The sequence below is a fragment of the Lysobacter solisilvae genome (assembly GCF_016613535.2).
GTDB classification, from domain to species: Bacteria; Pseudomonadota; Gammaproteobacteria; order Xanthomonadales; family Xanthomonadaceae; genus Agrilutibacter; species Agrilutibacter solisilvae.
This window is the reverse complement of the sequence record NZ_CP071518.1, coordinates 274,463-300,834: the sequence shown is the minus strand read 5'-3', so window position 1 is coordinate 300,834 and position 26,372 is coordinate 274,463. Positions and strand designations below refer to the sequence as shown.

The window sequence follows — 26,372 nt, the reverse complement described above, 5'->3', positions numbered from 1 at the left end:
CCGCGGCCGAGGACAATGAAGCGCCCGTATCGCCTTCCTCGCTCCACCCGCTCGAAAAAAAACAGGGAACCCATGCCCACGATCTTCTTCGACATGGACGGCACGCTGATCGACTCGGAGGTCGGCATCACCCGCTGCGTGGCGCACGCGCTCACGCAGATGGGGCTGCAGGTCCCCGGCGCGGACGAACTGCGCGCCTGGATCGGTCCGTCGCTGCGCACCAGCTTCGCGCCGCTGCTGCGCGACGAGGCGAAGGTCGAAGAGGCCGTGCTGCATTACCGCGACCGCTTCGAGACCCACGGCTGGGCCGAGCACCGCATCTACGACGGCATCGGCGCGGCGATCGAGGCCCTGCACGCGGCCGGCCACCGGCTGGCCGTGGTGACGGCGAAGAACGAGCCGCACGCCCGCAGGATCGCCGAACACCTGCCCTTCGGCCATCGCTTCGTCGATGTCGTCGGCGCCACCGTGGACGGCAGCCGCAGCCACAAGCCCGAACTCATCGCCGAGGCCCTGCGCCGGCTCGACGTCGCGCCGGCCGATTGCTGGATGATCGGCGACCGCCGCATGGACATCGAAGGCGCGCTCCACCACGGGATGCGCAATGTCGGCGTGCTGTGGGGCTTTGGCGGCGCGGATGAGCTGCGCCATGCCGGCGCGGCGCAACTCGCGTCGCGGCCGGACGAATTGCCGGTGCTGCTGGCGGCCTGACTTCGTATTCACTGCACCACGGCCGGTTGTCGTGTATCCGGCCTGTGCTAGCGTTCGGTGATTCAATCCAGCCAGCGCACGCCACCATGCAGAACCAATCGCGCCGCACCAAGATCCTCGCCACGCTGGGCCCGGCCACCGACGCGCCGGGCGTGATGGAGGCCATCCTCCGTGCCGGCGTGGACGTTGTCCGCCTCAACTTCTCGCACGGCGATCCCGCCGCGCAGGTCGCGCGCGCGCAGGCGTTGCGCGAAGCCGCGCACAAGGTGGGCCGGGAAGTCGGGATCCTGGTCGACCTGCCCGGCCCGAAGATCCGCATCGAGAAGTTCGCCCAGGGCAAGGTGCAGCTGGTGGCGGGCGAGCGCTTCGACCTGCTCGCCAGCGAAACCGCGCCGCCGGGCACCGAGCAGGAAGTCGGCGTGAGCTATCTCGGGCTGCCGGGCGACGTCATTCCGGGCGACGTGCTGCTGCTGGACGACGGCATGATGCAGCTGCGCGTGGAGCAGGTCGATGGGCCGCGCATCGTCACCACCGTTCTCAACGATGGCGCGCTGTCCGACCGCAAGGGCCTGAACAAGCAGGGCGGCGGCCTGTCGCTGGGTGCGCTGACGCAGCGCGATCGCGAACTGATCCAGGTCGCGGCCGACCTGGGCGCGGACTTCATCGCCGTCTCGTTCTGCCGCAACGCGGCCGACATGGACGAGGCCCGCCGCATCGCGCGCGCCGCCGGCAGCGATGCCGCGCTGGTGTCCAAGATCGAACGCGCCGAGGCGATCGAGAACCTGCGCGAGATCGTCCAGGCCAGCGACGTGGTGATGGTCGCGCGCGGCGACCTGGGCGTGGAGATCGGCGATGCCGAGCTGCCCGGCCTGCAGAAGAAGATCATCCGCGAGGCGCTGGAAGGCGGTCGCGTGGTGATCACCGCCACGCAGATGCTGCAGTCGATGGTAGAAAGCCCGATTCCCACCCGCGCCGAAGTGCTGGACGTCGCCAATTCGGTCATCGACGGTACCGACGCGGTGATGCTGTCGCAGGAATCCGCGGCCGGGAAGTACCCGCTCAAGGCCGTCGAGGCGATGGCGCGCATCTGCCTGGGCGCCGAGCGCCAGTTCGAGGCGGACACCGATTTCGAGAAGGCGCCGCGCAACCTGGAACGCGCCGACCAGGCCATCGCGATGGCGACCATGTTCCTGTCCGAGCACATCGGCGTGCGCGCGATCCTGGCGGCGACCGAATCCGGCGGCACGGCGCGGTTCCTTTCGCGCTTCCGTTCCTCCGTGCCGATCTTCGGCCTGTCGCGCCACGACGGCGCGCGCCGGCGCATGGCGATGATGCGCGACGTGTTCCCGGTGGATTTCGACAGCCGCGGCATGGCCTCGCGCGAGGCCGCGCGGCAGTCCATCAAACAGCTGTTCGATGCCGGCCGCCTGGAACACGGCGACCGCGTCATCTTCACCAGCGGCGACCACATGGAGCACCACGGCGCCACCAACACCCTGCGCCTGCTGCAGGTGGGCGAGGGCGGTCGCGCGGAAGGGCTCGGGGAGCTGTGATCGGCCCGCGCGGATAAGCGCTCACGCGCAGGGCCGACACGCAGGAGGTCGTCAGGGACGACGTGACACGGACCGCACGGGACCGTGGCCTACACGCCCGTATAGGCGCCCTGGAACACCGTCTTCCACGCCTCGCCGTCGCAGCGCCAGATCTCGTAGTCGTGGCCTTCGTAGTGGCCCACGCGGAACACCAGCTCGGCGACGCCGTCCTGGTCCAGGTCCAGCTGGTCGACGAAGTCGTGGTGCGCGATGGCGTCGCCGACGGTCTTCTGCACCAGGCGATGGGTCACCTTGTAGTTGCCCTTGCCATCGGCCTCCATCAGCAGCACGGCGTCCAGCAGCGGCGGTTCCTGGTCGGCGGCGGGGGCCGGCAGGCGCCAGTTCGCCGTGATCAGCAGGATGGGCTTGCCGCTGGCGGCCAGCACGTGGCGCTCCACGCCGCCGCGTTCGTCGTTCGGGCCGGCCGCGAACAGGGCGCTGATGGCTTTGGCCGGCACCCGTTCGCGCTTGAGCGCCGCGCGCAGCGCACGGTCCAGGTGGCTGCGTTCGGAGCGGCTGGGGGCCGCGGCCACCGGCGCTTCGGCCGAAGTCACGACCCGGTTGCTCGCCAGGCCCTGCAGCGTGGCCTCGCGCGCCGTGGCCGGCGGGTGCCGCACCGGCGAGAAGAAGCCGATCGCTTCGGCCGCAGGCGCCTGCAGCACCTGCACCACGCCGTCGGCGCCGCCGCGGCGATAGAAGTGGAGGCCGCGCCAGGGCAACAGGAACGGTGAGGTATCGGGCGCACCGCGGGTGCCCGGCGGCGTCCACGTCGAGGCGTCGCGGAAGCGATCGGGGCCCTCGATGATCGCGACCGCATTGACCATGCCGTCCTCGACGGCAAACAGCGTCCACGGCTCCTTGCCCAGCTGTTCGCCCTTCGGGTTGACCATGCGGTCGCGCAGGGCGCTGGCCTGCTGTGCGCCCTTGCGGTCGCGGCGCGCGGCGAGCGTCTCGATCATCAGCTGGTGGCTGCGCGCATCGAACGGCGCCAGCGCCACGGCGCGCTCGGCCAGCGCCTTGCGTTCGCCGGCCTTCGCGCGGCCATGGGCCGAGATCAGTGCCTCGAGCGTGGGCATGTCCGCCTGCAGCAGGTCCTCGCGCACCCACCCCGTGGCCGGCGGGTCGCCACTGCCCGCGCGGGCCCAGCCCGAGACCCGGCATTCGACCTGCAGCGCCGTGCCGATGGGCAGCGTGGCGACCGTCGCGGCATCGGCGCGCGGCGATCGGCGCAGCCGCGCGGACGTCGTGGCGACGTATTGCCGGGACGGCGCCGGCTGGGCCGCGCAGGCCGCATCCGCTGCCTTGGCGGCCTTGTCGGCGGCCTTCCCCGACGCCTGGGCCCAGGCCGGCGCGCCGGGCGCCACCAGGCCGGCCAGCGCGACGCCGACGGTCAGCAGGGCGATCAGGGTGACGCGGAGTGCAGCCATGGCGAAACGGTCCTTGTCGCAGTGGAACACCGGCAGGCTAGGGCGTTTGCCGCACGCCCGCAATGCAGCGGCCCGGCCATGCGGTGGCCCGCCCCGGGACATGTCGGAACAGGCAGAACCTCATGCTCTTGATCGCCGTCATTCCCTCCGTGGCCTTCGTAAGATCAGTATCGTTCCACGCCCCCGCGCCGGCCGGCGCGCGCCGGCCTCAGATCCCCACCCCGACCGGATTCCCCATGAAGCGCTCCCGCCTCGCCGCCGTCCTGCTGCTCGCCCTTGCCCCGCCCGCGTTCGCCGGTGGCGTCAACGACATTCCCACCCAATGGAAGTTCGGCGACGGCTGGGAATACGGCCTCAAGGCCGCCTTCCAGTACGACTGGAACGAGTTCGGCAACGACCGGCTCGACAGCGGCGTGCACCGCTTCGAGGACGCGCACGACTGGCGCCGGGAGGAACTGAGCGCCTTCATCCGCAAGCCGGGCGCCTTCGAGGCGCTGGTGGGCTACGACTTCGCCGGCGAGGTGTGGATCGACAACTACTTCAAGTTCAACGCCGGCAAGGCGCATGAGTTCCGCCTGGGCCAGTTCAAGACGCCGGTGGGCATGGACGAGGCGGCGACGTCCTCGGCGGGGACCGTGTTCCTGGAACGCGCCGCCCCGGTGAACGCGGTCTACCAGGGCCGCCGCATCGGCGCCGACTGGACCTTCGCGCCCAATGCAGCCTGGCGCTTCAACCTGGGCTATTTCGCCGGGGGCGACCTCAACGGACTCAACGAGGGCCACAGCGTGGGCGGCCGTGCCGTGTTCACGCCCCGCAACAGCGCGCAGGAGGTGCTGCACCTGGGCCTGTCGGCCTCGCGCGAGGACCGCGACGACGGCGCCTACCGCATCCGCACGCGGCCGGAGGCGGGCATCACCGACGTGCGCCTGGTCGACAGCGGCAGCCTGGCCGGGGATTCCATCGACCGCATCGGCCTGGAAGGCGCCTGGCAGCGCGGCCCGTGGCTGAGCCAGGCCGAGTGGCTGGAGGCCGATGTCGAGCTGGACGCCGGCGGCGACTACCGCGCCCGCGGCGGCTACCTGCAGACCGCCTGGGTGGTGACGGGTGAAGTCCGGCCCTACAAGGCCGGCGCCTTCGGCAACCCGAAGCCCTCGCGCGCGGCGGGCGCGGTCGAGGTGGGCCTGCGCTATTCCGACCTCGACCTGGACGACGGCGCCAGCGCGGGCGGCCGCCAGCGCGACTGGACCCTGGGCGCGAACTGGTACCTGACCCGGTTCTTCAAGTTCCAGGCGAACTACATCCACGTCGACAGCGACCGTCGCGGCGTGGCGCTGTCGCCGGACGTGTTCGAGTTCCGGGCGCAGCTGGCGTTCTAACCGCGCCACCGGCAACCATCAGCCGCGATGGCGTTGAACGCGCCGCAGCGCGCTGCGAACCCGAGAAAACCGTCATCCCCGCGAAGGCGGGGATCCAAGAACCTGGCCTTGAAGCGGGATACGCGGCAAGAGCGATTGGTAGGCCCAAGCAACGTCCTTGGATGACCAGCTACGCTGTTGAAAGGCACTTCCCGCCTTCGCGGGGATGACGGCCTGAAGAAACTGACGGCCCGCGGAGGATGACCGCCTGCAGCGACCGTAGCCCGGGTAAGCGCAGCGCACCCGGGGCTCTCCGGCCCGATCTGGGGCAAGTCTCCCGAATTCGCTTCGCTTGACCAGCTTCGCTGTTGAAAGCCCCGGGCTACTCGACCACGGGCCGCGGCCCCGCACCTGAAGGGTTAAACCCAGCCCCCGCGGCCTTCCCGCCGGAGCGGGGCCCCCGGCGGCGCGGGCTATAATTGGCGTTTCCCCAGGCCCCCAGGACTCTCTCCATGAGCATCGAACAGCTTGCCGAAACCGCCCAGGCCATGGTCGCCGCCGGCAAGGGCATCATCGCGATCGACGAATCCACCGCCACCATCGCCAAGCGTTTCGCCGGCGTGGGCATCGAGAACTCGGAAGAGAACCGTCGCCGTTACCGCGAACTGCTGCTGACCACGCCGAACCTCAACCAGTACATCTCCGGCGCGATCATGTTCGACGAAACGATCCGCCAGTCCACCAGCGACGGCGTGCCGTTCGCCAAGTACATGTCCGACAACGGCATGATCCCGGGCATCAAGGTCGACAAGGGCACGCACAACCTGGCCGGTTTCCCGGGCGAAGTGGTGACCGAAGGCCTCGACGGCCTGCGCGCCCGCCTGGAGGAGTACTACAAGCTCGGCGCCCGCTTCTGCAAGTGGCGTGCGGTGATCAACATCGGCGAGGACATCCCCACCGGCACCTGCATCGACGCCAACAGCCACGCGCTGGCCCGCTACGCCGCGCTGTGCCAGGAGCAGGGCCTGGTGCCGATGGTCGAGCCGGAAGTTATCATGGACGGCAGCCACGACATCGACGAATGCTTCCAGGTGACCGAGGTCGTCCTGCGTTCGCTGTTCGCCTCGCTGGTCGAGCAGAACGTCGTGCTGGAAGGCACCATCCTCAAGGCTTCGATGGTCGTCCCGGGCACCACCAGCGGCGAGAAGGTCAGCATCGAGGAAGTCGCCGCCGCCACGCTGCAGTGCCTGAAGTCGACCGTGCCGGCGATCCTGCCGGGCATCGTGTTCCTGTCGGGCGGCCAGTCCGACGAGGACGCCACCGCGCACCTCAACGCCATGAACCAGATGGGTCCCAACCCGTGGCCGCTGTCGTTCTCCTACGGCCGCGCCATGCAGGCCGCCGCGCTCAAGCTGTGGTCGCAGGACCTGGTGAACAACTTCGCCGCCGCGCAGAAGACCGTGTTCGCCCGCGCCAAGGACAACGGCCTGGCCGCGCTGGGCCAGTGGAAGTCGGCCGCGTAAGCGACCACGCCCTCTCGCAACAGCAGACGCCGGCCCTGGGGCCGGCGTCTTTGTTTTGGGGTGTCGCTCGTTGCGGACCGCTGCCATCGCGCAGCACGCGCCGCCGCCTAGTCCCCGCCGTTCCCCAGCGCCTCGCGGAACACCGTGGTGGTGCGCGCGTCGTAGCAGCACAGGATCACGCGGCGGGGGCGCTCGTGGGTCTGCGCCCATTCGCGCAGCGTCGCCACCGCCACCGGCGCGGCCGACTCGACCGGGTAGCCGTACACGCCGCAGCTGATCGCCGGGAAGGCGATCGAGTCGATGTTGTTGTCCTCGGCCAGCCGCAGCGATTCGCGGTAGCAGCTGGCGAGCAGGTCGGCTTCGCCGTCGTGGCCGCCACCCCACACCGGGCCGACGGTGTGGATCACGTGGCGTGCGTGCAGCCGGCAGCCGCGGGTGATGCGTGCCTGGCCGGTGGGGCAGCGCACTTCCGGTTCGATCTCCGGCAAGGCGCGGCATTCGGCCAGCAGGCCCGGCCCGGCGGCGCGATGGATCGCGCCGTCCACGCCTCCGCCGCCGCACAGGGCGGAGTTGGCCGCGTTGACGATGGCATCCACCGCGAGCGCGGTGATGTCGGCCTGGAGGATCTCGATGTCCACTGGTGCAAACCCCCTGCGATCTTTGCCGATTCTGCCGCAATTACGGCCCCAATCCAGCACAACGCGAACCGGCAACACCATTGGCCCATCCGGCCGTCATCTCCGGGCCCGTAGAATCCGGGGATTGACGGTTTCGGAGAGGGGCATGGTTTCGCACAGGGGCATGCGCCCAGCCACGGCGGCCATCATCGCATTCACCCTGCTGCTCGCGGCCTGCGGTCGCGACGCCGCGACCAAGGGTGGCGAGGGTGGCGACCGGCCGGTGCCGGTGACGCTGCAGGTCGTGCGTCCGCAGGCGTGGAACGACAGCGTGCAGGCGCTGGGCACCGTGCATGCCCGTGAATCGATCACCTTGACCGCCAAGGTGAGCGAGCTGGTCCAGGCCGTGCACTTCGACAGTGGCGACGTGGTCGCCAAGGGCGCCCCGCTGGTGACCCTGGGCGGCCAGGCCCAGCAGGCCGCGCTGGTCGAAGCGCAGGCCGCCGCCGAGGAAGCGGCCCGCCTGTTCAACCGCCAGGACGAACTGGCCCGCCAACAGCTGATCGCCCGCGCCGCGCTCGACACCCAGCGCGCCATGCGCGACGCCGCCAACGCGCGTGTCTCGCAGATCCGCGCGCAATTGAGTGACCGCGTGATCCGTGCGCCCTTCGCCGGCGTGCTCGGCATCCGCCAGGTCAGCCCCGGTGCGCTGGTGACGCCGGGCACCGCGATCGCGACGCTCGACGACACCGCGCGCGTTTTCGTCGATTTCCCCGTGCCCGAGACGCTGCTGTCGCACGTCGCGCCGGGCCTGCACGTGAACGGCCGCAGCCAGGCCTGGCCCGGCCGCCGCTTCGAGGGTGTGGTCAGCATCGTGGATGCGCGCATCGACGAGGCCACCCGCGCGGTGACCGTGCGCGCCGATTTCCCCAACGAGGACCGCGCGCTGCGGCCGGGCATGCTGCTGGAGATCGACCTGCAGCGGCCCGAGCGCCAGGCGCTGCTGGTGCCGGAGATCGCCGTGGTGCAGGTGGGCACCGAATCCTTCGTGTTCCGCGTCGATGCCGATGGCAGTGCGCAGCGCGCCGCGGTCACCACCGGCGCACGCCGCGACGGCAAGGCCGAGATCCTGGAAGGGCTCAAGGCCGGCGACCGCATCGTGGTCGACGGCACCGGCAAGCTGCGGCCGGGCAGCAATGTGGTCGAGGCCGGCCAGGGCCCGGGCACCGCGGGCAGATAGGCAGCGACCGCGCGACGCCGCCCGCGGGCGCGCCGTCCGGCCCATGCGCCGCCGCCGTTGGCGCGGCGTGACCGAACCAAGGCTGAGCGATGAATCTCTCCGACACCTCCATCAAGCGCCCCGTCTTCGCCACCGTGCTCAGCCTGCTGCTGATCGTGCTGGGCGTGATGGCCTTCTCGCGCCTCACGCTGCGCGAGTTGCCGGCGATCGATCCGCCGGTGGTCGGCGTGGAAGTGACCTACCCGGGCGCGTCGGCGGCGGTGGTGGAGACCCGCGTCACCCAGATCCTGGAAGACGCACTGGCCGGCATCGAGGGCATCAACACCATCGAGTCGCGCAGCAGCAACGGCCGCGCGAACATCAGCATCGAGTTCCACCTCAGCCGCGACATCGAGGCGGCGGCCAACGACGTGCGTTCGGCGGTCAGCCGCGTGCAGAGCCGGCTGCCCGAAGAGGCCGATCCGCCGCAAGTGGAGAAGGTCGAATCCGACGCCGAAGTGATCGTGTGGCTCAACATGAGCAGCACGAACATGGACACGCTGCAGCTGTCCGACTACGCCGAGCGCTACATCGTCGACCGCCTGTCCAGCATCGACGGCGTCGCCCAGGTGCGCATCGGCGGCCAGCAGCGCTACGCGATGCGCGTCTGGCTGGACCGCGACGAGCTGGCCGCGCGCGGCGTCACCGTCGGCGACGTGGAAGCCGCGCTGCGCGCCGAGAACGTGGAACTGCCGGCCGGCCGCATCGAGTCGGAGACGCGCGACTTCACCCTGCGCGTGGCGCGCAATTTCGAGAAGCCCGAGGACTTCGCGCAGATCCCGCTGCGCAAGGGCGCGGACGGCTACGTGGTGCGCCTGGGCGACGTGGCCAAGGTGGAGCTGGCCTCCGCCGAACGCCGCAGCTACTACCGCAGCAACGGCGAGCAGAACGTCGGCCTGGGCGTGATCAAGACCTCCACCGCCAACAGCCTGGACGTCGCCCGCGCCGCGCGGGCCGAAGCCGAACGCATCCAGCCGACGCTGCCGGCGGGCACGAAGATCTTCGTCGCCTTCGACACCACCTTGTTCATCGAATCGGCGGTGGAGCGCGTGTATCACACGCTGGCCGAAGCCATCGTGCTGGTGCTGCTGGTGATCTGGCTGTTCCTGGGCAGCGCGCGCGCGGCCATGATCCCCGCGGTGACCGTGCCGGTGTGCCTGATCGCCGCCTTCATCCCGCTCTACGCGTTCGGCTATTCGATCAACCTGCTCACCCTGCTGGCGCTGGTGCTGTGCATCGGGCTGGTGGTCGACGACGCCATCGTCGTGCTGGAAAACATCCAGCGCCGCGCCGACCCTGGGCGAACCGCGCCTGGTGGCCGCGCGCCGCGGCACGCGCCAGGTGGCCTTCGCGGTGATCGCGACCACCGCGGTGCTGGTGGCGGTGTTCCTGCCGATCGGCTTCATGGAAGGCAACACGGGACGGCTGTTCCGCGAACTGTCGGTCGCGCTGGCCGGCGCGGTGGCGATCTCGGCCTTCGTCGCGCTGACGCTCACGCCGATGATGTCGTCCAAGCTGGTGCGGCCGCACAGCGAGGAGAAATCCAACCCGCTCACGCGCCGGGTCAACGCGGGCCTGGAGTGGGTGAGCGGACGCTACCGCGGCCTGCTCGGGCGCAGCATCGGCCGTCCGTGGCTGTTCGGCGCGCTGATGCTCGGTGCGCTGGTGCTCAGCGCGGGGCTGCTCAAGCTGGTGCCTTCCGAACTGGCGCCGGCCGAGGACCGCGGCGTGTTCTTCCTGATGTTCAACGGGCCCGAGGGCGCGGGCTTCGACTACACGGTGGAGCAGGTCGCCCAGGCCGAGAAGATCGTGATGAAGCACGTCGGGGACGGCCCGATCGAGCGCGCCAGCTCGCGCGTGCCCGGCGCGTTCGGCGCCAGCGAGGACATGCACAACGGCCGCATCAGCGTGTTCCTGCGCGACTGGCGCGAACGCGACGCGGCCACGCCCGAGGTCGCCGAGCAGCTGCAGCGCGAACTGCGCCAGCTGCCGGGCGTGCGCGTCTCGGCGCAGGTCACCGGCGGCCTGGTGCGCACCCGCGGCCAGCCCGTGCAGATCGTGCTGGGCGGGCCCGACTACGCGCAGCTGGCGCAGTGGCGCGACAAGCTGCTGGCCCGCATCGAGCAGAACCCGGGCCTGACCGGCGCGGATTCGGACTACAAGGAAACCCGGCCGCAGATGCGCGTGCAGATCGACCGCCAGCGCGCCGCCGACCTGGGCGTCAGCGTGGGCGAGATCGGCCGCACGCTGGAATCGATGATGGGTGCGCGGCGCGTGACCACTTTCGTGCGCGGTGGCGAGGAGTACGACGTGATCGTGCAGTCCAGCCGCCTCACCCGCGGGACACCCGAAGACCTGGCCGCGATCCAGGTGCGCACGCACGGTGGCGCGCTGGTGCCGCTGTCGAACCTGGTGACGCTGCAGGAGATGGCCGAGCCCGGCAGCCTCAACCGCTTCAACCGCCTGCGCGCGATCACCATCAGCGCGGGCCTGGCGCCGGGCTACCGGATGGGCGACGCGATCACCTGGCTGCAGCAGGCCGTGGCCGAGGAACTGCCCGAGCAGGCGCAGGTGGACTGGAAGGGCGAGTCGCGCGAATACCAGGCCGCTGGCGGCGCGGTGCTGGTCACCTTCGCCCTCGCGCTGCTGGTGGTGTACCTGGTGCTGGCCGCGCAGTTCGAGAGCTTCATCCACCCCTTCGTGATCATGCTGACGGTGCCGCTGGGCGTGCTGGGCGCGCTGCTGGGCCTGTGGGCGTTCGGCGGCACGCTGAACCTGTTCTCGCAGATCGGCATCGTGATGCTGGTGGGCCTGGCGGCGAAGAACGGCATCCTGATCGTCGAGTTCGCCAACCAGCTGCGCGACGAGGGACGCAAGGTGGGCGATGCCATCATCCAAGCCAGCGCGGTGCGCCTGCGGCCGATCCTGATGACGTCGATCGCCACCGTCGTCGGCGCGTTGCCGCTGGTGCTCGCCGGTGGGCCTGGGTCGGCCAGCCGCGCCACCATTGGCGTCGTGGTGATCTTCGGCGTGTCGTTCTCCACCCTGCTGTCGCTGTTCGTGGTGCCGGTGTTCTACACGCTGCTGGCGCCGTACACGCGCTCGCCCGAGGCCGTGGCGCACGAACTGGACAAGCTGGAAGCGGCCACGCCGCAGGCCGGCGGCCACGCCTGATACCGCTGCACGGCCGGGCTGCGGGGGATTGGGCGTAAGCTTGTCCGCATGACCGAACATCGTTCCAGACCGCCCGGCCGCCCGCCCGGCGGTGGCGGCAGCACCGGCGGCGGCAACCCCTGGGGCCCGCGCCGTGATTCCAGTCCTTCGGGTGCTCGCCCGCCGCGCGAGGACGCCCGACCGCAGGCCCCCGAACACCGCGAGGCGCAACGCACACCGCGCGTGGACGACACGCGGCGTGGCGAGGGCCGTCCGGATGCCGGGCGGCCGTACGCCAGCCGCCCGCCGCAGGCCCGTCCGCACGACCCGCGTTCCCGCCAGCACGCGCGCCCGTACGAACCGCGTGCACGCGATGCGCGTCCTTACGACGCCCATGGCGACGACGCGCGGCATGAGCCGCGCCACGACGCGCGGCACGAGGAGCCGGGCGACGAGGCGGCGCACGCCGCGCGCACCCACCGCCAGACCGAGTTGCGCCTGTACGGCCTGAACGCCGTCAACGCGGTGTTCTCCCGCCGCCCCGAGGCGATCCGCAAGCTCTATCTGCTGGAGTCGCGCATCCCCGCCGTGCAGCCGATGCTGAAATGGTGCGTCGCCCATCGCGTCGGTTACCGGGTGGCGGAGGAAGCCGACCTCGACCGCCTCGCCGCGAGCACGCACCACGAGGGCCTGGTGGCCGACGTGCTGCGCGAGGAACCGCAGACGCTGTCACCGTGGCTGCGCGACCTGCCGGCCGGTCCGCAGTGCGCGCTGTGGCTCGATGGCGTGGGCAACCCGCACAACTTCGGCGCGATCCTGCGCTCGGCCGCGCATTTCGGCGTGAGCGCCGTGCTGCTGCCCAAGCATTCGCCGCTCGCCTTGTCCGGCGCGGCCGCCCGCGTGGCCGAAGGCGGCGCGGAAATCGTCCCGCTGGTCCGGCTGGGCCGCTCCGACAACGCGATCGCGCAGCTGCGCAGCGCCGGCTTCACCCTGGCCGCCACGCTGGTCCACGGCGGCCGCGACGTGTTCACCGCCGACCTGCCCGAACGCGTGGTCTACGTCATCGGCGCCGAAGGCGAGGGCATGGACCGCGACCTGGCGCAGGCCTGCGACATGCGCATCTCCATCCCCGGCAGCGGCGCGGTGGAAAGCCTCAACGTCGCCGCGGCGACGGCCGTGCTGCTGGCGCGCTGGCGACACCGGTAGAGGATCAGCCCCTTCCCCCGCTCCGCGGGGGGTGAGAGGACGCGCTTGCGGACCACGGGTCCGCGCGTCATCACGCCAGCAGGCTGTGCCTGCTGGCCGGGACGGTTGGGATGGGGGCCGACGATCGCGTCGATCAGCTCCTTCCCCCGCTTCGCGGGGGGTGAGAGGACGCGTTTGCGGACCACGGGTCCGCGCGTCATCGAACGCCAGCAGGCTGTGCCTGCTGGCCGGGAAGGTTGGGATCGGGGCAACAGATCGCCGCGAATCAGCTCCTTCCCCCGCTTCGCGGGGGGTGAGAGGACGCGTTGCGGACCACTGGTCCGCGCGTCATCGAACGCCAGCAGGCTGTGCCTGCTGGCCGGGACGGTTGGGATGGGGGCCGACGATCGCGTCGATCAGCTCCTTCCCCGCTACGCGGGGAAGGGAGGCATCCCCCCTCACTCATCCGGCGTCACAACCGCCTTCGCCTCACTCCCGAAATCGCCTTGCGCGCTCGCCGCCAGGTACGCGAACACCGCATACGCCGCGACGTTCTGCGCCAGCGCCGCCGGGTCGATCTTGTCCAGCGTGTCGTCGGGCGTGTGGTGGAAATCGAAGTAGTCCGAGCCGTCCTGGCGCAGGGCGGCCCAGGCCATGCCCTTCTCGGCGAAGGGACTGATGTCCGGCCCCGGCCCGCCCTCGGTCGGGCTGTGCTCGATGCCCAGCGGTGCCAGCGCCTGCACGATCTGCGCGATCGCGCCCTGCGCGCGCTCGGGCGCGCCGCTGCGGAAGGCATAGATGCGGCCGGCGCCGAAGTCGCTCTCGGCGGCGATCACGTGGCGGGTGATCTCGTCGGCGTGCTTGAGCGCGTAGGCCTTGCCGCCGAGCAGGCCCTGTTCCTCGTTGGCGAAGGCGACCACGCGGACGGTGCGGTCCGGGCGCTTCTTCATCTGCCCGATCAGCGCGCCGGCCGCCATGGTCAGGCCGACGCCCGCGCCGTCGTCGATCGCGCCGGTGCCCTGGTCCCAGGAATCCAGGTGACCACCGATCAGCACGATCTCGCCCGGCTTCTTCGCGCCGCGGATGTCGCCGATCACGTTGTACGACACCGCCTCGCCATCCCAGCCGCAGTCCAGCGCGACGCGCACCGTGACCGGGCCCAGCGCGAGCAGGCGCGCGAGCTGGCTGGCGTCGGGATTGGACAACGCCGCCGACGGGATCGGCGTGAGGCCTTCATCGAAGCGGGTGATGCCGGTGTGGGCATTGCGGTGCCAGTCCGTGCCGGCCGAGCGCATCAGGTAGGCCGAGGCGCCGGCACGGATCGCCGCGGACGGGCCGCGCGAGCGGATGCGCGAGGCCGTGCCATAACCCGCGCCGTCACGCGCGCGCTCCATGACGTTGTCGATGAAGGCGATCTTGCCGGCCAGCGAGCCGGCCGGGACGGCTTCGAGCGCGGCCAGGGTCCGCGAAGCGCACGACCTCGCCCTGCGCCGTACCGCCCGGGCTGCCGCCCAGCGCGGCGATGGTGAGCGGCTGCGCGTAGTGGCCCACGATCGCCGCGTGTTCGCTGCGCCGTTCCCACTTGGGAAAGCGCACTTCCTCCAGCCACACCTTGTCGAAGCCCAGCGCCTTGAACTTCGCCTGCGCCCAGGCCACCGCGCGCGCGTCGGCCTCGCTGCCGGCCATGCGCGGGCCGACTTCGCTGGTCAGCGACGCCACGATCTCGTAGGCCAGGCGGCTGTCCAGCGCGCGTTCGCGCAGCTGCTGCGAGGCATCGATCGCGGCCTGCGGGATGCGCGTGGGCGCGGGGCGCCGCCGCGTGCGGCGAACCGGCGAACAACGAACCTGCCAACAGCACGGAGGTAGCAACGACCGGCGCGATACGCATGATGGTTTCCGGGTCCCGGCTAGAAAAGGAAGCGGCGAGCTTACCCGCGCCGGGCCCGCTTGCGGCGCGCGCACGGTCACGCCTGCGATGAGGATTTTTGGCGACAGGCCGCAGCCACGCTTGTGGCTTGCCGAACGTGGCGTTTGGGATGCCGGGCCGCGCGGGACCCTGGGTGGCCTACTTGCGCAGGCTGTCGCGGATCTCGCGCAGCAGCAGGACGTCTTCCGGCGGCAGCGCCGCGACGGGCGCCGCACGCATCCGGTTGTAGGCCTTGAGCACCATGAAGATCACCAGCGCGATCAGCACGAAGTCGATGACGGTCTGGAAGAACATGCCGTAGCGGATCGCGACTTCGGCGGCGACCTGCTTGCCGGCTGCATCCAGTTGCGCCGGCGTGATCACGAACTTCCAGTCCGCCACGCTGACCCCGCCGGTGAGCATGCTGATCACCGGCATGACGATGCCGTCGACCAGCGCGGTGATGATCTTGCCGAAGGCGGCGCCGATGACGACGGCGACGGCCAGGTCGATGACGTTGCCGCGCAGGACGAATTCGCGGAATTCCGAGATCAGGCTCATCGGGGTGCTCCCATCGGGGGTGGCCGCCGCGGGGCGGGTCGCGGTCACTCTACTCCGGTCGCCGCAGGGGCCGGCAAGCGGCCCGGTCCACGCGCTGGAGCGCGTGCTACATCTGCCAGTCGAACGGCGCGGGCAGCTGCTGGCCGTCGATCTCGAGCACGCCGCTTTCGCCGTCCACGCGCAGGTCGAAGGCCGGCGCGCCGGCGCCGGAACCCTTGTGCTCCAGGTGCAGCTGGCGCCGGTCGACGTCGAACGCATCCACGCGGACGTCCTGCGGCCGCAGCGGAATCCCGGTGCTGTCGCCCGGCGCGAAGAAGCGCACGCGGCCGACGACCGGCGCGGCGTCGTCGCCGACTTCCATCTCGATGCAGTAGCCGCCGACACCGAAGTCCAGTGTCCAGCTGGCCCACGCCGCGCCCGGCCAGGCAGCGGCGAGCAGCAACGCCAGCACGTGATGCGTGGTCTTCATGCCGATTTCCCCTTCGCGCGGTGGGCCTGCCACCGGAACAGCGCATGCGCGGCCAGGGCCACGACGACGCCGAGGACCATGAGCACCAGCCCGGCGGGCACGCCGAGCGCCCGCAACATCAATCCGGGTGCGGCGCCGAGCAGCGCCACGCTGGGCACGCTGGCGCGACCCCAGCGCACGAGCAACGCGTACCCGGGCGCGCCGACCAGCAGCAGCGGCAGGCCGCCGATCAGCACGGCGAAGAAACCCAGGAGGACCGGGTCGTCGACCGGTTGGCCCTGTGCCGGCCCCATCGCGCTGTAGGCGACCATCGCCGCGACCAGCAACAGACCGCCGACCAGCAGCCCGCCGATCGTGGCCAGCATGGCGCGCAGCAGCAGCGGGGTGAACGCAGGCGCCGCCGCGGCAAGCGCCTGGGGAGGGGGGCCGCTGTCCGGTGCGGCATAGGGGTCGCGGTCCATCGGCTCGGCTCCCGGTCGTTGCCCGCAGCCTAGCAAATGGGGACGGACTTCCCGCGGGTGGGAGCATCCCAGCAGGCTGGAGTCCTTGCCGGAAGGCTGGGGAGGATTCCCGAAGGGCCGGAAGCACTCCGGAAGGCTGGGGAGAACTCCGGAAGGCTGGGGAGGACTCCGGAAGGCTGGGGAGGACTCTGGAAGGCTGTGGAGCACTCCCGCAAGCCGTCACGGATTCCGGAAGCCCGAAACAGGATTCGCGAATCCAGATTTCGTCTTCCGGAATCCGGAATTTGCCTTCCCGAAGACCGATTCGGTCTTCGGGAATCCTCTGCAGGCTTCGGGAAGGCTGGAATTGGATTCGGGAGGACCGAAATTGGATTCGCGAAGACCAAAGCAGTATTCGGGAAGACCGGAATTGGATTCGGGAAGACAAAAACTGGATTCGAGCACCCAGCCAGGTACTGGGCTCAACCCTGCCCCTGCGTCCAGAACCCCGGCCACCAGCCGTTGACCAGATCCACGTCGAAGATCAGCCGGTGCGCCACGAGCGCCAGGATCAGCATGGCCATGGCGATGACGACGGCCCTGCGGCCCGGGCGTCGCCAGCGGAAGAACACGCACAGGCCCGTCACCAGGCCGAGCACGCCTGCCACCGGCACGTGCCAGGCGGGCAGTGGAAACAGGAACAGCAGCACGGAGTGCGGGGCGCTCCAGGCCAGCATCGCCACGCGGGCCAGCAGGGCGATGGCCAGGCCCCAGCCGCCGGCGACGAGCCAGCGACGCTGCGGCGCCGCTTCGGCGGTGGTGGCGGCCATGGTCAGGCGACGGGTGGGGCGATGCGGCCGGACAGCGACAGCACGTCGTCCAGGCGCGCTTCGAACACGTCGCCCACCTGCAGCGCCGACACGCCCGCGGGCGTGCCCATGAAGACCAGGTCGCCGGCGCGCAGCGCGTAGAGGCGCGAGAGTTCGTGGAGGATGTCGGGCACCGACCAGATCAGGTCGTGGAGCGATGCCGACTGGCGCGTGGCGCCGTTGACCTGCAGCGACAGCGTGCGGCCGCCGAGTTCGCCCAGTTCCGCCGCCGGCACGATGGCGCCGATGGGCGCGGCGTGGTCGAAGGACTTGCCGGTATCCCAGGGCAGGCTCCTGGCCTTGGCCGCGGCCTGCAGGTCGCGGCGGGTGAGGTCCAGGCCGACGGCGTAGCCGTACACCAGCGCCATCGCGTCCTCGCGCGCAAGCACGCCGGCCGGCGCGTCGCGGCCCAGCGCGACAACGAGTTCGACTTCGTGGTGCAGGTCGTTCGTGCCCGGCGGATACGGCACGACGCCGTCGGTCACCAGGCTGTCGGCGGGCTTGAGGAAGAAGGTCGGCTGGCCGCGATCGGCGGCCGAGGTCGGGGCGGTGGCGCCCATCTCGCGCGCGTGGTCGGCGAAGTTGCGGCCGACACAGTAGATGCGGTGGACGGGGAAGGCGCTGTCAGCGGCCAGGCCGGCGCCACGCACCGGAACGCGCGGCGCCGCATGTGCGGCAATGACGTCGCCCATGTGTCAGCGCAGCGGGAGCGATGCAGCGGCGGAGCTGCCGACCACGCGGTATTCACCGTCGAGTGCGCCGCGGCGCGCGTCGACGCGCGCGACAGGCTTGCCGCGCTGCTTCCACAGCTTGTAGGCGATGCCGGTGGCGATCATGGCCGCGCCGACGAACAGGCCGAACATCACCAGCAGCGCGAGCAGCGCCACGCCGATCAAACCGAACACCATACGCAGCACGCGATGGCGCGGCTTGCGCGGCGCGAAGGTGCTGCGCATCCGGGCCTGGAAGGCACCGGTCTTGAACGGCTCGAAGCGGAAGGCGTGGGCAAACATTTCGACTGACATCCCCTGTGATGACACAATCCGGCATGAGGACCGGGCACGCAGTATCGGTCGGGCTACAGGGCAGAGTGTGAGAACTCCGTTAAGCAATGAGACCGGTTTGGCAGGTTGGCGCATATGAGCACGCTGTTGCTGCCGCTTGACAGAATCGAGGACGGCGGGTTTGCCGAACACGAGGCGACGCTCGACGGCGACGCCGAATCCCTGCTGCTGTATCGCCGCGGCGAGGCCGTGCAGGCCTGGCTCAACATCTGTCCGCACGCGGGTCGCCGGCTGGATTACGCGCCAGGGCAGTTCCTGCGCACGAAGGAAGGCCTGCTGGTGTGCGCGGCGCATGGGGCGAGTTTTGAACTGTCGCGCGGTGAATGCGTGGCGGGGCCGTGTCGTGGAGCGTCGTTGCGTGCGGTGGCGGTGGAAGTGCGGGATGGTGGGGTGTATTTGGCGGAGTGATTGGCGCGGATCAGCCCCTTCCCCCGCTTCGCGGGGGTTGAGAGGACGCGTTTGCGGACCACTGGTCCGCGCGTCATCGAACGCCAGCAGGCTGTGCCTGCTGGCCGGGACGGTTGGGATGGGGGGCCGACGATCGCCGCGCATCAGCCCCTTCCCCCGCTGCGCGGGGGAAGGTTGGGATGGGGGCCAACGATCGCGGCGCCCTCAACCCACGCCGCACACTGTGCCTCTCAAGTTCAAATGCAAAAGAGTGGACAGGCCAGTTCAAAGGCTTGACCAGCTTCGCTGTCGAAAAGCGCCTCGCCTTGCGGCGGGTTACTTTCTTTGCTCGCACACGCACGAAGTGCGAACGGCGGAGCCGGCCCCGAAGGGGTGAGCGCCAACGGCGCTCATCAAGAAAGTAACCAAGAAAGTGCGGATACGTCCAACTCTAACCGGCCGCATCATCGACGCCGGGATTTTCCAACGCGCCATCCATGGCGCGGCAAAAAACGTCCGGCATCCATGCCGGCCGCCCTCCGGGTCTACGGTTGAAGCTGGATGTTGGTATGCGTGGGAGCAACCGCAACCGCAAACGCAAGACACGGCGCATAGGGCGGGTCTTGATCCGCCGTCGCCTCGACGGTGGTCCGGCTTCTCAATGGACCGCGCGGCCTGGGTTGAGGGCGCGGCGATCGTCGCCCCCCATCCCAACCTTCCCCCGCGGAGCGGGGGAAGGCGCTAAGCAATCAGAACATCAACTCCACCATCGCCACGATCACGATCGTATAGATGATCGACAGCGGTCCACCGATGCGCCACAGATCGCGCGCGGTGTAGCCCGCCGGGCCGGTGACCATCGAGATGACCGGATTGGACGCGGTCATGAAGTTGTTCGACGCCGACAGCGCGACGATCAGCGCGAACGCCGTGGGATTGCCCTCGGCCGCGAGCGCCAGGTTGATCGCCAATGGCACCACGACGATCGTCGCGCCCACGTGGCTGATGACCAGCGAGAACGCGGTGGTGAGCACGCCCACCAGGATCTCCAGCATCCAGATCGGCGTGCCGCGTGGCAGCTGCTCCAGGCTGTGGCCGGCCACCCACGCCGCGGCTCCGCTGGAGTCCATCGCCCAGCCCAGCGGGATCAGGCAGGCCATCAAGAACACCGTGCGCCAGTTGATCGCCGCGTAGGCCTCGTCGATGTGCAGCACGCCGGCGATCAGCATGCCGGCCACGCCGGTCATCAGCGCGATCGACACCGGCAGCCGCGAGGACAGGGCCAGCAGCATCGCCACGGTGAAGATCGCCAGCGCGATCTTGAGCTTGTGCGGGCGCTGTTCGCCCTTGGGGTAGTCGGTGACCACCACCAGGTCCTTGCTCTGCGAGGCTTCGGCCAGGTCGGTCCAGATGCTGTGCAGCACCAGCATGTCGCCCGAGCGCAGGATGATGTTGCGCAGGTCCTCGCGCAGCACCTGCTTGTCGCGGTTCACCGCCAGCAGGCTCAGGCCCAGGTTCTTGCGCAGGCCCAGGTCGGCCGCGTTCTTGCCCAGGAACTTCGAGGTCGGCGGCACCACCGCCTCGGAGATGCCCGCGCGGCTGGGGTTGAACAGGTCGGCGAAGTTGCGCAGCCGCGCGCTCAGGCGCAGGAAGTTGTTCTGCGCGAAGTCGGCGACCACCTGCTTGTCGCCCATGGCGCCCAGGACGCTGCCCACCCAGATGCGGGCGTCGGCCGGCGGCGCCAGTCGCGACTCGTCGCCGGTCTTCAGGGCCAGCAGCAGCGGCGCGCCGCGCAGGGCCTCGGCCTCGCCCAGCGACATGCCCACCAGCGGGCTGTCGGCGCTGACGGTGAGCTCGTACACGTCGCCGTCGATGCCGTAGGTCTTGGCGAAGTAGCTCTGCGTGCGCGCGGGCGTGGCGCCGGGGCCTTCGTCTTCCTTGTCGCGCAGGCGGCGGTCGCCGAAATAGTGGAAGTACGCCAGGCTCGCCCCGACCAGCACCAGGCCGATGGGCAGTGGCGCGAACATCTTCAGCGGCTCGATCGTGGCCGCGCCGGAGGGCAGGTTGGCGTTGGCCGCGACCAGCAGGTCGTTGAGCAGCATCAGCGGCGAGTTGCCGACCATCGTCAGCGCGCCGCCCATCACGATCGCCGCGGCGATGGGCAGCAGCAGGCGCGGCAGCGACAGGCCCGTGCGCGAGGACAGGCGCGAGGCGACGGGCATGTACAGCGCCATCACCGACGGGTTCTGCATGAAGGAGGAATTGAGGCCGGCGACGGCCGTGGTGTACAGCAGCAATCGCTGTTCCACGCCGTTGGCGCGTCGCAGCAGCCAGCCGGCCAGGCGGTTGAGGGCGCCGGTGCGGTCCAGGCCCGCGCCCAGGATCATCGTGGCGACGATGCTGATCACCGCGTTGCCCGAGAAGCCGTTGAACAGCAGTTCGGGTTCGACCAGGCCGGCGAGGCCCAGCAGCACCAGCACCACCAGCGCGACCACGTCGGCGCGGATCCGCTCGAACAGGAACATCACCATCGTGAACACCACCAGCCCGAGCACGAGCTTCATGTCGGTGGTGAGCGGGAGGGCGGTATCCATGCAGTGGGATCGGGTGCTCTGGCGCTGGTTCTCGTAACGCGCGCAGCGGGCTGCGCGGGGTCGGCGATTCCGGTGCGGCGCGCGCGCTCAGCCCTCGCGCGCCGGTGGCCGGTCAGCCGGGCTTGTCGTACAGCAGGTCCCACACGCCATGGCCGAGCTTCTGGCCACGCGTCTCGAAATGCGTCTGCGGCCGCCACTCGGGGCGGGGCACGGAGCCGCGCGGTCCGGCGCGGTTGACCAGGCCCGCGGTGGCGTCAAGCACGTCCCACATCTGCTCGGCATAGTCGTGCCAATCGGTGGCAAGGTGCAAGCGTCCGCCCGGCGCGAGCTTGCGCACCAGCAGATTGGCGAACTCCGGCTGCACCAGGCGGCGCTTGTTGTGACGCTTCTTGTGCCACGGATCGGGGAAATAGATCCGGATCTCGTCGAGGGCGCCGTCGGCGATCTCGTGGGTGAGCACTTCGACCGCGTCGTGGTGGTACAGGCGCACGTGGTCGCTGCCGTCCTGGGCCAGTGCATTGAGCAGGCGACCCACGCCGGGTGCGTGCACTTCGATGCCGATCAGGTCGCGGGCGTGGTCGTGCTGGGCGGCGAAGCGCAGGGCCTCGCCGTTGCCGAAGCCGATCTCCAGCACGCGCGGCGCGTGGCGCCCGAACGCGGCGTCGAAATCGCGCGGCGTACCGGTGTAGTCCAGGCCGAAGCGCGGCCACAGTTCGTCGAAGGCGCGTTGCTGCGCGGGGGTGAAGCGGCCCTGCCGCAGCACGAAGCTGCGCACGCGGCGGTGGCCTTCCTCGATGGTGAAGGGCTTGGGCGGGGCCTTCTTCTGTTCCTGGTCCGCCATCAGCTTGAGTGGGATGCGTCAGTACCGCCGACCAGCCCGTCCACGGGCGAGGACGCGCTGGCGTAGCGCTTGCGTGGAATGCGTCCGGCGCGGAAGGCCGCGCGCCCGGCCTCGACGGCCAGCTTCATCGCGTGGGCCATCAGCACCGGATCCTTCGCGCCGGCGATGGCGGTGTTCATCAGCACGCCGTCGCAGCCCAGTTCCATGGCGATGGACGCGTCCGAGGCGGTGCCCACGCCGGCGTCGACGATGATCGGCACGCGCGCGTTCTCGACGATCTCCATCAGGTTGTAGCGGTTCTGCACGCCCAGGCCCGAGCCGATCGGCGCGGCCAGCGGCATCACGGCGACGCAGCCGATCTCCTCCAGGCGCTTGCACAGGATCGGGTCGTCGCTGGTGTAGACCATGACGTCGAAGCCGTCCTTGACCAGGATCTCGGCGGCGGCCAGCGTCTGCACGACGTCGGGGTAGAGCGTCTTCTGGTCGCCGAGCACTTCCAGTTTCACCAGCCGGTGGCCGTCGAGCAGTTCGCGCGCCAGGCGGCAGGTGCGCACCGCGTCGTCGGCCGTGTAGCAGCCGGCGGTGTTGGGCAGCAGGGTGTAGCGGTCGGGCGGGAGGACGTCGAGCAGGTTGGGCTCGCCGGGGTTCTGGCCGATGTTGGTGCGGCGGATGGCCACGGTGACGATGCGGGCGCCGGCGGCCTCGGTGGCGCGGCGGGTTTCGTCCAGATCCTTGAACTTGCCGGTGCCGGTGAGCAGGCGGGAGCCATAAACCTGGCCCGCGATGACCAGCGGGTCCGCGGGCGGAGCGTAGAGGGGAGAGGTCATGGCGGGATTTTAACGCGCGCGCGGCGCCGGGCGGGGCGCGTGGTCATCGGACTCGCGGTCACGGGCCTCGCGGTGGGGCCTCGCGGTCCGGCCTCGCGATCATGGGCCTCGCGGTCATGTGGCCTGACGCGGTCATGTGGCTTCGCGGTCGCGTGGCCGCCGCGCGGCGTCCTCGCCGTTGGCCTGATTGGCAGCCGGACTCCCTCCGGCGGTCACGCACGGCTTCCACCGCGCGGGTACGCAAAGAGCACACCCGGCGCGAGCCGGGGCCGCAAAGCCCAGGGTCCGGGCGCCTCCCTCCGCCCGCGACAGCCAGGTTGCCTTACCGGCGGTGGCGGTCGTGCGTTGTGAGGGGGTGAGGGATGGTCACGCGGGAAGGGAAGTGCAGCCTCCCGCGTCCGAGGGTCAGATGCGCAGTGCGGCCCGGTGGGCCTCTCTCCCCCGCCGGCCCGCGCTGCGGATTTTTTCCCGCCGCGCCGCTGATCCTTCCAGCCCGCCGATCCGTCAGCCGCCGCCCAGCGCGTGCACGATCTCCACCCGGTCGCCCGGCGCCAGGGCGCATTCACCGTGCTGGCTGCGCGGCACGATCTCCCCGTTGACCTCCACCGCGACGCGGCGCCCGGCCAGGCCCTGGGCCTGCAGCAGTTCCAGTACGGTCGTGGCGGCCACGTCTTGGGCCTGCCCGTTGATCACGATATCCATGCGCCATTGTCCCCGCTGGCCCCGTGCGCGGCCAGTGCGCGGCTACGGCGCGGCCAGTGCGGGCTATTGCGAGCCAGCGCGCGCAGGGCCTTCGCCCCTTGTGCATGAATCGGCGGCGTGGTTTCCTGCCGCCTCCATCCGGCCGCGTATGCCTCCAGGCGCCGCGGTGCCGGAACACCAGACACCCCAGGGAGACCCACGCATGAACAAGCCCGTCCGCCGCCTGCTCGCCGCCGCTCTGGCGCTGGCATCGGTCCCCGCTTTCGCGCAGACCTATTCGGAGACGGTGTTCTTCGGCGACAGCCTCACCGACTCGGGCTTCTACCGGCCCTTCCTGGTTGAATTCAGTGGCAACCCCAGCGCCGCGCTGACCGGCCGCTTCACCACCAACCCGGGCCTGGTGTGGTCGGAGTACCTGGCCGACTTCTACGGCACCAACGCCGACTCGGCCTGGAACCTGCACGCCACCGGCGTCATCACCCCGGCTGACGGCACCAACTTCGCCGCCGGCGGCGCGACGATCGTGCCGGGCCCCGGCTACCCGCCGCAGATCCCGACCCAGTTCGCCCCGTCGCTGACCACGCAGGTCAACGCGTACCTGGCCCGCAACAATGGCCGTGCCGACCCCAATGCCCTGTTCACCGTGTGGGGCGGCGCCAACGATCTGTTCTTCGCCCTCGGCGGCGCGATCACCCCGGCGCAGTTCCTGGCTTCGGCGCAGGCGCAGGTCGGCCTGGTGGCCACCCTCACCAATGCAGGCGCGCAGTACATCCTGGTCCCGACCATGCCCGACGTGGGCCTGACGCCCTTCGGCGTGTCGCAGGGCCCGGCCGGTTCGGCCGGCATCACCCAGCTCGTCGACGGCTACAACCAGACGCTGTTCGGCGGCCTGTCCGCCAACAACCTGCGCGTCATCCCGCTCGATACCTACCACCTGCTGCGCGAGATCAGCGCCGATCCGGGCGCCTACGGCTTCAACAGCGCGGTGATCCCGGCCTGCACCGGGACCTCGCTGACCTGCGTGAGCACCGGCAGCGGCCGGGCGTTCGCCGACGGCGTGCATCCGAGCACGGAAGCGCACTCGATCATCGCCTCGTACGCGGTGTCGGTGCTCGAAGCGCCGCGCCAGATCGCCGTGCTGCCCAATTCGGCCGCGATGACCGGCCGTTCGCGTGCCGAGCGCGTGGCCATGCACGTCGACAACCTGTCGGGCGACGAGGGCAAGCTGGGCTGGTGGGTCGACGTGGGCGGCGATTTCCAGCGCTACGACGACGGCAACCTGTATGACGGCGCCGGTCCGTCCATCGTCGGCGGCGTCGACTGGTCGAACGACAACTTCGTCTGGGGCGCGTTCGGCGGCTACGGCCAGCAGGACCTGGACTGGGGCCATCGCGGTGGCAGCTTCGACCAGCAGGAACTGGCCCTGGGTGGCTTCGCGGGCTGGTACGGCGAGCACGCGAACGTCTCGGCGCAGATCAGCTACGCCCAGCTGGACTTCGACACCGATCGCAGCGTCCAGCTCGGCCAGGCCAGCCGCACCCACCACGGCTCGGCCAACGGCGACAACCTGAGCATCGGCGTCAACGCCGGCTTCGAGTTCAACGCCGGCGAGTCCCCGCTGCGCCACGGCCCGGTGGCCTCGGTGCTGGCACAGCGCATCGAGATCGACGGCTTCTCCGAGAGCGACCCGACGCTGTCCACTTCGCTGGCCTTCCCCGAGCAGAACTTCGACTCGCTCATCGCCTCGGTGGGCTGGCAGGCGCACACGGTCATCAACGAGCACGTGCGTCCGTATGCACGCCTGACCTACGACCGCGAGTTCGAGGACGCGGCGAGCCAGGCCTGGGCGCAGTCGCAGTCGCTGCCGGGCACCGCGCCGTACGCCGTGCCGGGCGTGTGGTTTGACGACGACTACGCCACGCTGACCTTCGGCGTGCGCACGCAGGTGTTCGGCCTGAACGCCAACGTCGGCGCGATGGTCACCGCCGCGCAGAAGAACGGCAACAACTCCACCGTCTTCCTGCAGCTGGGTTCAGCCTTCTGACCCCTCACCCGGCCGGCGCAACCGCGCCGGTTCACTTGCACGACGCGAAGGGCCCAATGGGCCCTTCGTCTTATCCGCGACCCCCGCGTTGCCAACACGCGCCGCGCGGGCATAGACTTTCCGCAGCGCGGGTGTAGTTCAATGGTAGAACTTCGGCTTCCCAAGCCGATAGCGTGGGTTCGATTCCCATCACCCGCTCCATGCATTGCGCCCCGGCGCGGACGGCACGTCCGCCGGCTACCTGGCGCACCGTCTTCCCGTGACCTGCGCCCGCGCCGGCACGACACCTGCGACGGCGGTGCCGAAAAGGCCGACCGCCGTCTTTCCTTTCCGCTCTGGTGGTCGTTTCCTGGTGGTGACTTGGCGGCAATGGCGCACCGTGAACGCATCGTGCTTGGCTGGCGCGAATGGGCCTCCCTTCCGGGGCTGGGCCTGTCGGTCCGCGCCAAGATCGATTCGGGTGCGCGCACCTCGGCCCTGCACGTGGACCGCCAGTGGCGTTTCAGCGAGGGTGGGGCGCCCTGGGTGGGCTTTGCCCTGAGCAACGGCCTGCACGGCGGCGAAGGCGGCCTGGAAGCGTCCGCACCGATCTTCGACGAGCGCGAGGTGACCGATTCAGGAGGGCACCGTACCCGGCGCATCTTCCTGCGCACGCCGCTGCGGCTGGCCGGCATCGAACGCGAGATCGAAATAAACCTGTCCGACCGGCAGGCCATGCTGTTCCCGATGCTGCTGGGCCGGACGGCGATGGCGCGCGTGTTCGTCGTCGACCCCGCCCGCTCCTTCCTTCACGGCCGCCGACGCGCGGCCACGGCGTAATCCCTGT

21 protein-coding genes, 1 tRNA gene, 2 pseudogenes and 1 riboswitch are annotated in these 26,372 nt (G+C 70.3%); of the genes and pseudogenes, 11 read left to right on the top strand and 13 right to left on the bottom strand.

The genetic code is table 11. From position 1 onward, the window contains the following. Nucleotides 1-72: 72 nt before the first annotated feature. Together I8J32_RS01370 and pyk are read left to right on the top strand one after the other, a co-directional pair. Nucleotides 73-711, top strand: coding sequence for an HAD hydrolase-like protein (locus tag I8J32_RS01370; RefSeq protein ID WP_200614322.1), 639 nt, complete (start codon nucleotides 73-75; stop codon nucleotides 709-711). 86 nt (nucleotides 712-797) lie between these two features. Continuing rightward, a complete protein-coding gene (gene pyk, locus I8J32_RS01365) occupies nucleotides 798-2,264 on the top strand; it encodes a pyruvate kinase (protein ID WP_200614320.1) in 1,467 nt (488 codons plus the stop codon). An 89-nt stretch (nucleotides 2,265-2,353) separates the two neighbouring features. On the opposite strand, the gene I8J32_RS01360 is transcribed toward pyk, so the two are convergent. Further along, nucleotides 2,354-3,730, bottom strand: coding sequence for an SH3 domain-containing protein (locus I8J32_RS01360; RefSeq protein ID WP_200614319.1), 1,377 nt, complete (start codon nucleotides 3,728-3,730; stop codon nucleotides 2,354-2,356). A gap of 236 nt (nucleotides 3,731-3,966) precedes the next feature. On the opposite strand from I8J32_RS01360, the gene I8J32_RS01355 reads away from it, so the two are divergent. Next, nucleotides 3,967-5,106, top strand: a complete 1,140-nt coding sequence (locus I8J32_RS01355; protein ID WP_200614318.1) for an OprO/OprP family phosphate-selective porin — start codon at nucleotides 3,967-3,969, stop codon at nucleotides 5,104-5,106. Nucleotides 5,107-5,597: 491 nt separating this feature from the next. Continuing rightward, nucleotides 5,598-6,608: a class I fructose-bisphosphate aldolase gene (locus I8J32_RS01350; protein WP_200614317.1), complete on the top strand. Its 1,011-nt coding sequence runs from the start codon at nucleotides 5,598-5,600 to the stop codon at nucleotides 6,606-6,608. Nucleotides 6,609-6,715: 107 nt separating this feature from the next. Here I8J32_RS01350 and I8J32_RS01345 read toward each other — a convergent pair whose 3' ends face one another. Continuing rightward, nucleotides 6,716-7,246: an O-acetyl-ADP-ribose deacetylase gene (locus tag I8J32_RS01345; RefSeq protein WP_200614316.1), complete on the bottom strand. Its 531-nt coding sequence runs from the start codon at nucleotides 7,244-7,246 to the stop codon at nucleotides 6,716-6,718. Between the two features lie 163 nt (nucleotides 7,247-7,409). Between I8J32_RS01345 and I8J32_RS01340 the strand changes: the two genes are divergently transcribed. The 3 genes and pseudogenes from I8J32_RS01340 (at nucleotide 7,410) to I8J32_RS01330 (ending at nucleotide 12,863) form a co-directional block, all read left to right on the top strand. Continuing rightward, complete coding sequence (locus I8J32_RS01340) at nucleotides 7,410-8,465, top strand: efflux RND transporter periplasmic adaptor subunit (protein ID WP_200614315.1); 1,056 nt, start codon at nucleotides 7,410-7,412, stop codon at nucleotides 8,463-8,465. Nucleotides 8,466-8,554: 89 nt separating this feature from the next. Next, a pseudogene (locus I8J32_RS01335) lies at nucleotides 8,555-11,678 on the top strand (efflux RND transporter permease subunit). A gap of 222 nt (nucleotides 11,679-11,900) precedes the next feature. Further along, nucleotides 11,901-12,863 (top strand): TrmH family RNA methyltransferase, encoded by a 963-nt coding sequence (locus tag I8J32_RS01330; protein ID WP_245156465.1) that lies wholly within the window; start codon nucleotides 11,901-11,903, stop codon nucleotides 12,861-12,863. Between the two features lie 437 nt (nucleotides 12,864-13,300). Here I8J32_RS01330 and I8J32_RS01325 read toward each other — a convergent pair. The 7 genes and pseudogenes from I8J32_RS01325 to I8J32_RS01295 form a co-directional block, all read right to left on the bottom strand. Beyond that, nucleotides 13,301-14,711, bottom strand: a pseudogene (locus I8J32_RS01325) (M28 family peptidase). A gap of 196 nt (nucleotides 14,712-14,907) precedes the next feature. Further along, nucleotides 14,908-15,309 (bottom strand): large-conductance mechanosensitive channel protein MscL, encoded by a 402-nt coding sequence (gene mscL, locus I8J32_RS01320; protein WP_200614310.1) that lies wholly within the window; start codon nucleotides 15,307-15,309, stop codon nucleotides 14,908-14,910. A gap of 106 nt (nucleotides 15,310-15,415) precedes the next feature. Next, nucleotides 15,416-15,778, bottom strand: coding sequence for a hypothetical protein (locus I8J32_RS01315; RefSeq protein WP_200614309.1), 363 nt, complete (start codon nucleotides 15,776-15,778; stop codon nucleotides 15,416-15,418). Further along, complete coding sequence (locus I8J32_RS01310; protein WP_200614307.1) at nucleotides 15,775-16,239, bottom strand: hypothetical protein; 465 nt, start codon at nucleotides 16,237-16,239, stop codon at nucleotides 15,775-15,777. Before I8J32_RS01310 ends, I8J32_RS01315 begins: the two co-directional genes overlap by 4 nt. Before the next feature lie 461 nt (nucleotides 16,240-16,700). After that, nucleotides 16,701-17,048: a hypothetical protein gene (locus I8J32_RS01305; RefSeq protein ID WP_200614306.1), complete on the bottom strand. Its 348-nt coding sequence runs from the start codon at nucleotides 17,046-17,048 to the stop codon at nucleotides 16,701-16,703. 2 nt (nucleotides 17,049-17,050) lie between these two features. Continuing rightward, nucleotides 17,051-17,779, bottom strand: coding sequence for a fumarylacetoacetate hydrolase family protein (locus I8J32_RS01300; protein ID WP_200614305.1), 729 nt, complete (start codon nucleotides 17,777-17,779; stop codon nucleotides 17,051-17,053). A 3-nt stretch (nucleotides 17,780-17,782) separates the two neighbouring features. After that, nucleotides 17,783-18,112 (bottom strand): hypothetical protein, encoded by a 330-nt coding sequence (locus I8J32_RS01295; RefSeq protein WP_407060981.1) that lies wholly within the window; start codon nucleotides 18,110-18,112, stop codon nucleotides 17,783-17,785. A 114-nt stretch (nucleotides 18,113-18,226) separates the two neighbouring features. Between I8J32_RS01295 and I8J32_RS01290 the strand changes: the two genes are divergently transcribed. After that, nucleotides 18,227-18,559, top strand: coding sequence for a Rieske (2Fe-2S) protein (locus I8J32_RS01290; protein ID WP_200614304.1), 333 nt, complete (start codon nucleotides 18,227-18,229; stop codon nucleotides 18,557-18,559). Nucleotides 18,560-19,287: 728 nt separating this feature from the next. Here the strand turns inward: I8J32_RS01290 and I8J32_RS01285 are convergent. From I8J32_RS01285 to thiS, 4 genes are all read right to left on the bottom strand, one after another. Continuing rightward, nucleotides 19,288-21,132: an SLC13 family permease gene (locus tag I8J32_RS01285; protein ID WP_200614301.1), complete on the bottom strand. Its 1,845-nt coding sequence runs from the start codon at nucleotides 21,130-21,132 to the stop codon at nucleotides 19,288-19,290. 112 nt (nucleotides 21,133-21,244) lie between these two features. Beyond that, nucleotides 21,245-21,973: a tRNA (guanosine(46)-N7)-methyltransferase TrmB gene (gene trmB, locus I8J32_RS01280; RefSeq protein WP_200614300.1), complete on the bottom strand. Its 729-nt coding sequence runs from the start codon at nucleotides 21,971-21,973 to the stop codon at nucleotides 21,245-21,247. Then, nucleotides 21,973-22,800, bottom strand: a complete 828-nt coding sequence (locus I8J32_RS01275) for a thiazole synthase (protein WP_200614298.1) — start codon at nucleotides 22,798-22,800, stop codon at nucleotides 21,973-21,975. Before I8J32_RS01275 ends, trmB begins: the two co-directional genes overlap by 1 nt. Nucleotides 22,801-23,036: 236 nt before the next feature. Beyond that, nucleotides 23,037-23,125: riboswitch (cyclic di-GMP riboswitch) on the top strand. A 179-nt stretch (nucleotides 23,126-23,304) separates the two neighbouring features. After that, nucleotides 23,305-23,502, bottom strand: coding sequence for a sulfur carrier protein ThiS (gene thiS, locus I8J32_RS01270; RefSeq protein WP_200614297.1), 198 nt, complete (start codon nucleotides 23,500-23,502; stop codon nucleotides 23,305-23,307). A gap of 202 nt (nucleotides 23,503-23,704) precedes the next feature. Here thiS and I8J32_RS01265 point away from each other — a divergent pair, with 202 nt between their 5' ends. From I8J32_RS01265 to I8J32_RS01255, 3 genes are all read left to right on the top strand, one after another. Then, the gene (locus I8J32_RS01265) at nucleotides 23,705-25,546 is read left to right on the top strand and encodes an autotransporter domain-containing protein (protein WP_200614296.1); all 1,842 of its coding nucleotides are present in this window, start codon (nucleotides 23,705-23,707) and stop codon (nucleotides 25,544-25,546) included. Nucleotides 25,547-25,673: 127 nt separating this feature from the next. Beyond that, nucleotides 25,674-25,747, top strand: a tRNA-Gly gene (locus I8J32_RS01260). 168 nt (nucleotides 25,748-25,915) lie between these two features. Then, complete coding sequence (locus tag I8J32_RS01255) at nucleotides 25,916-26,365, top strand: ATP-dependent zinc protease family protein (protein ID WP_200614295.1); 450 nt, start codon at nucleotides 25,916-25,918, stop codon at nucleotides 26,363-26,365. The last annotated feature ends 7 nt before the right edge of the window (nucleotides 26,366-26,372 follow it).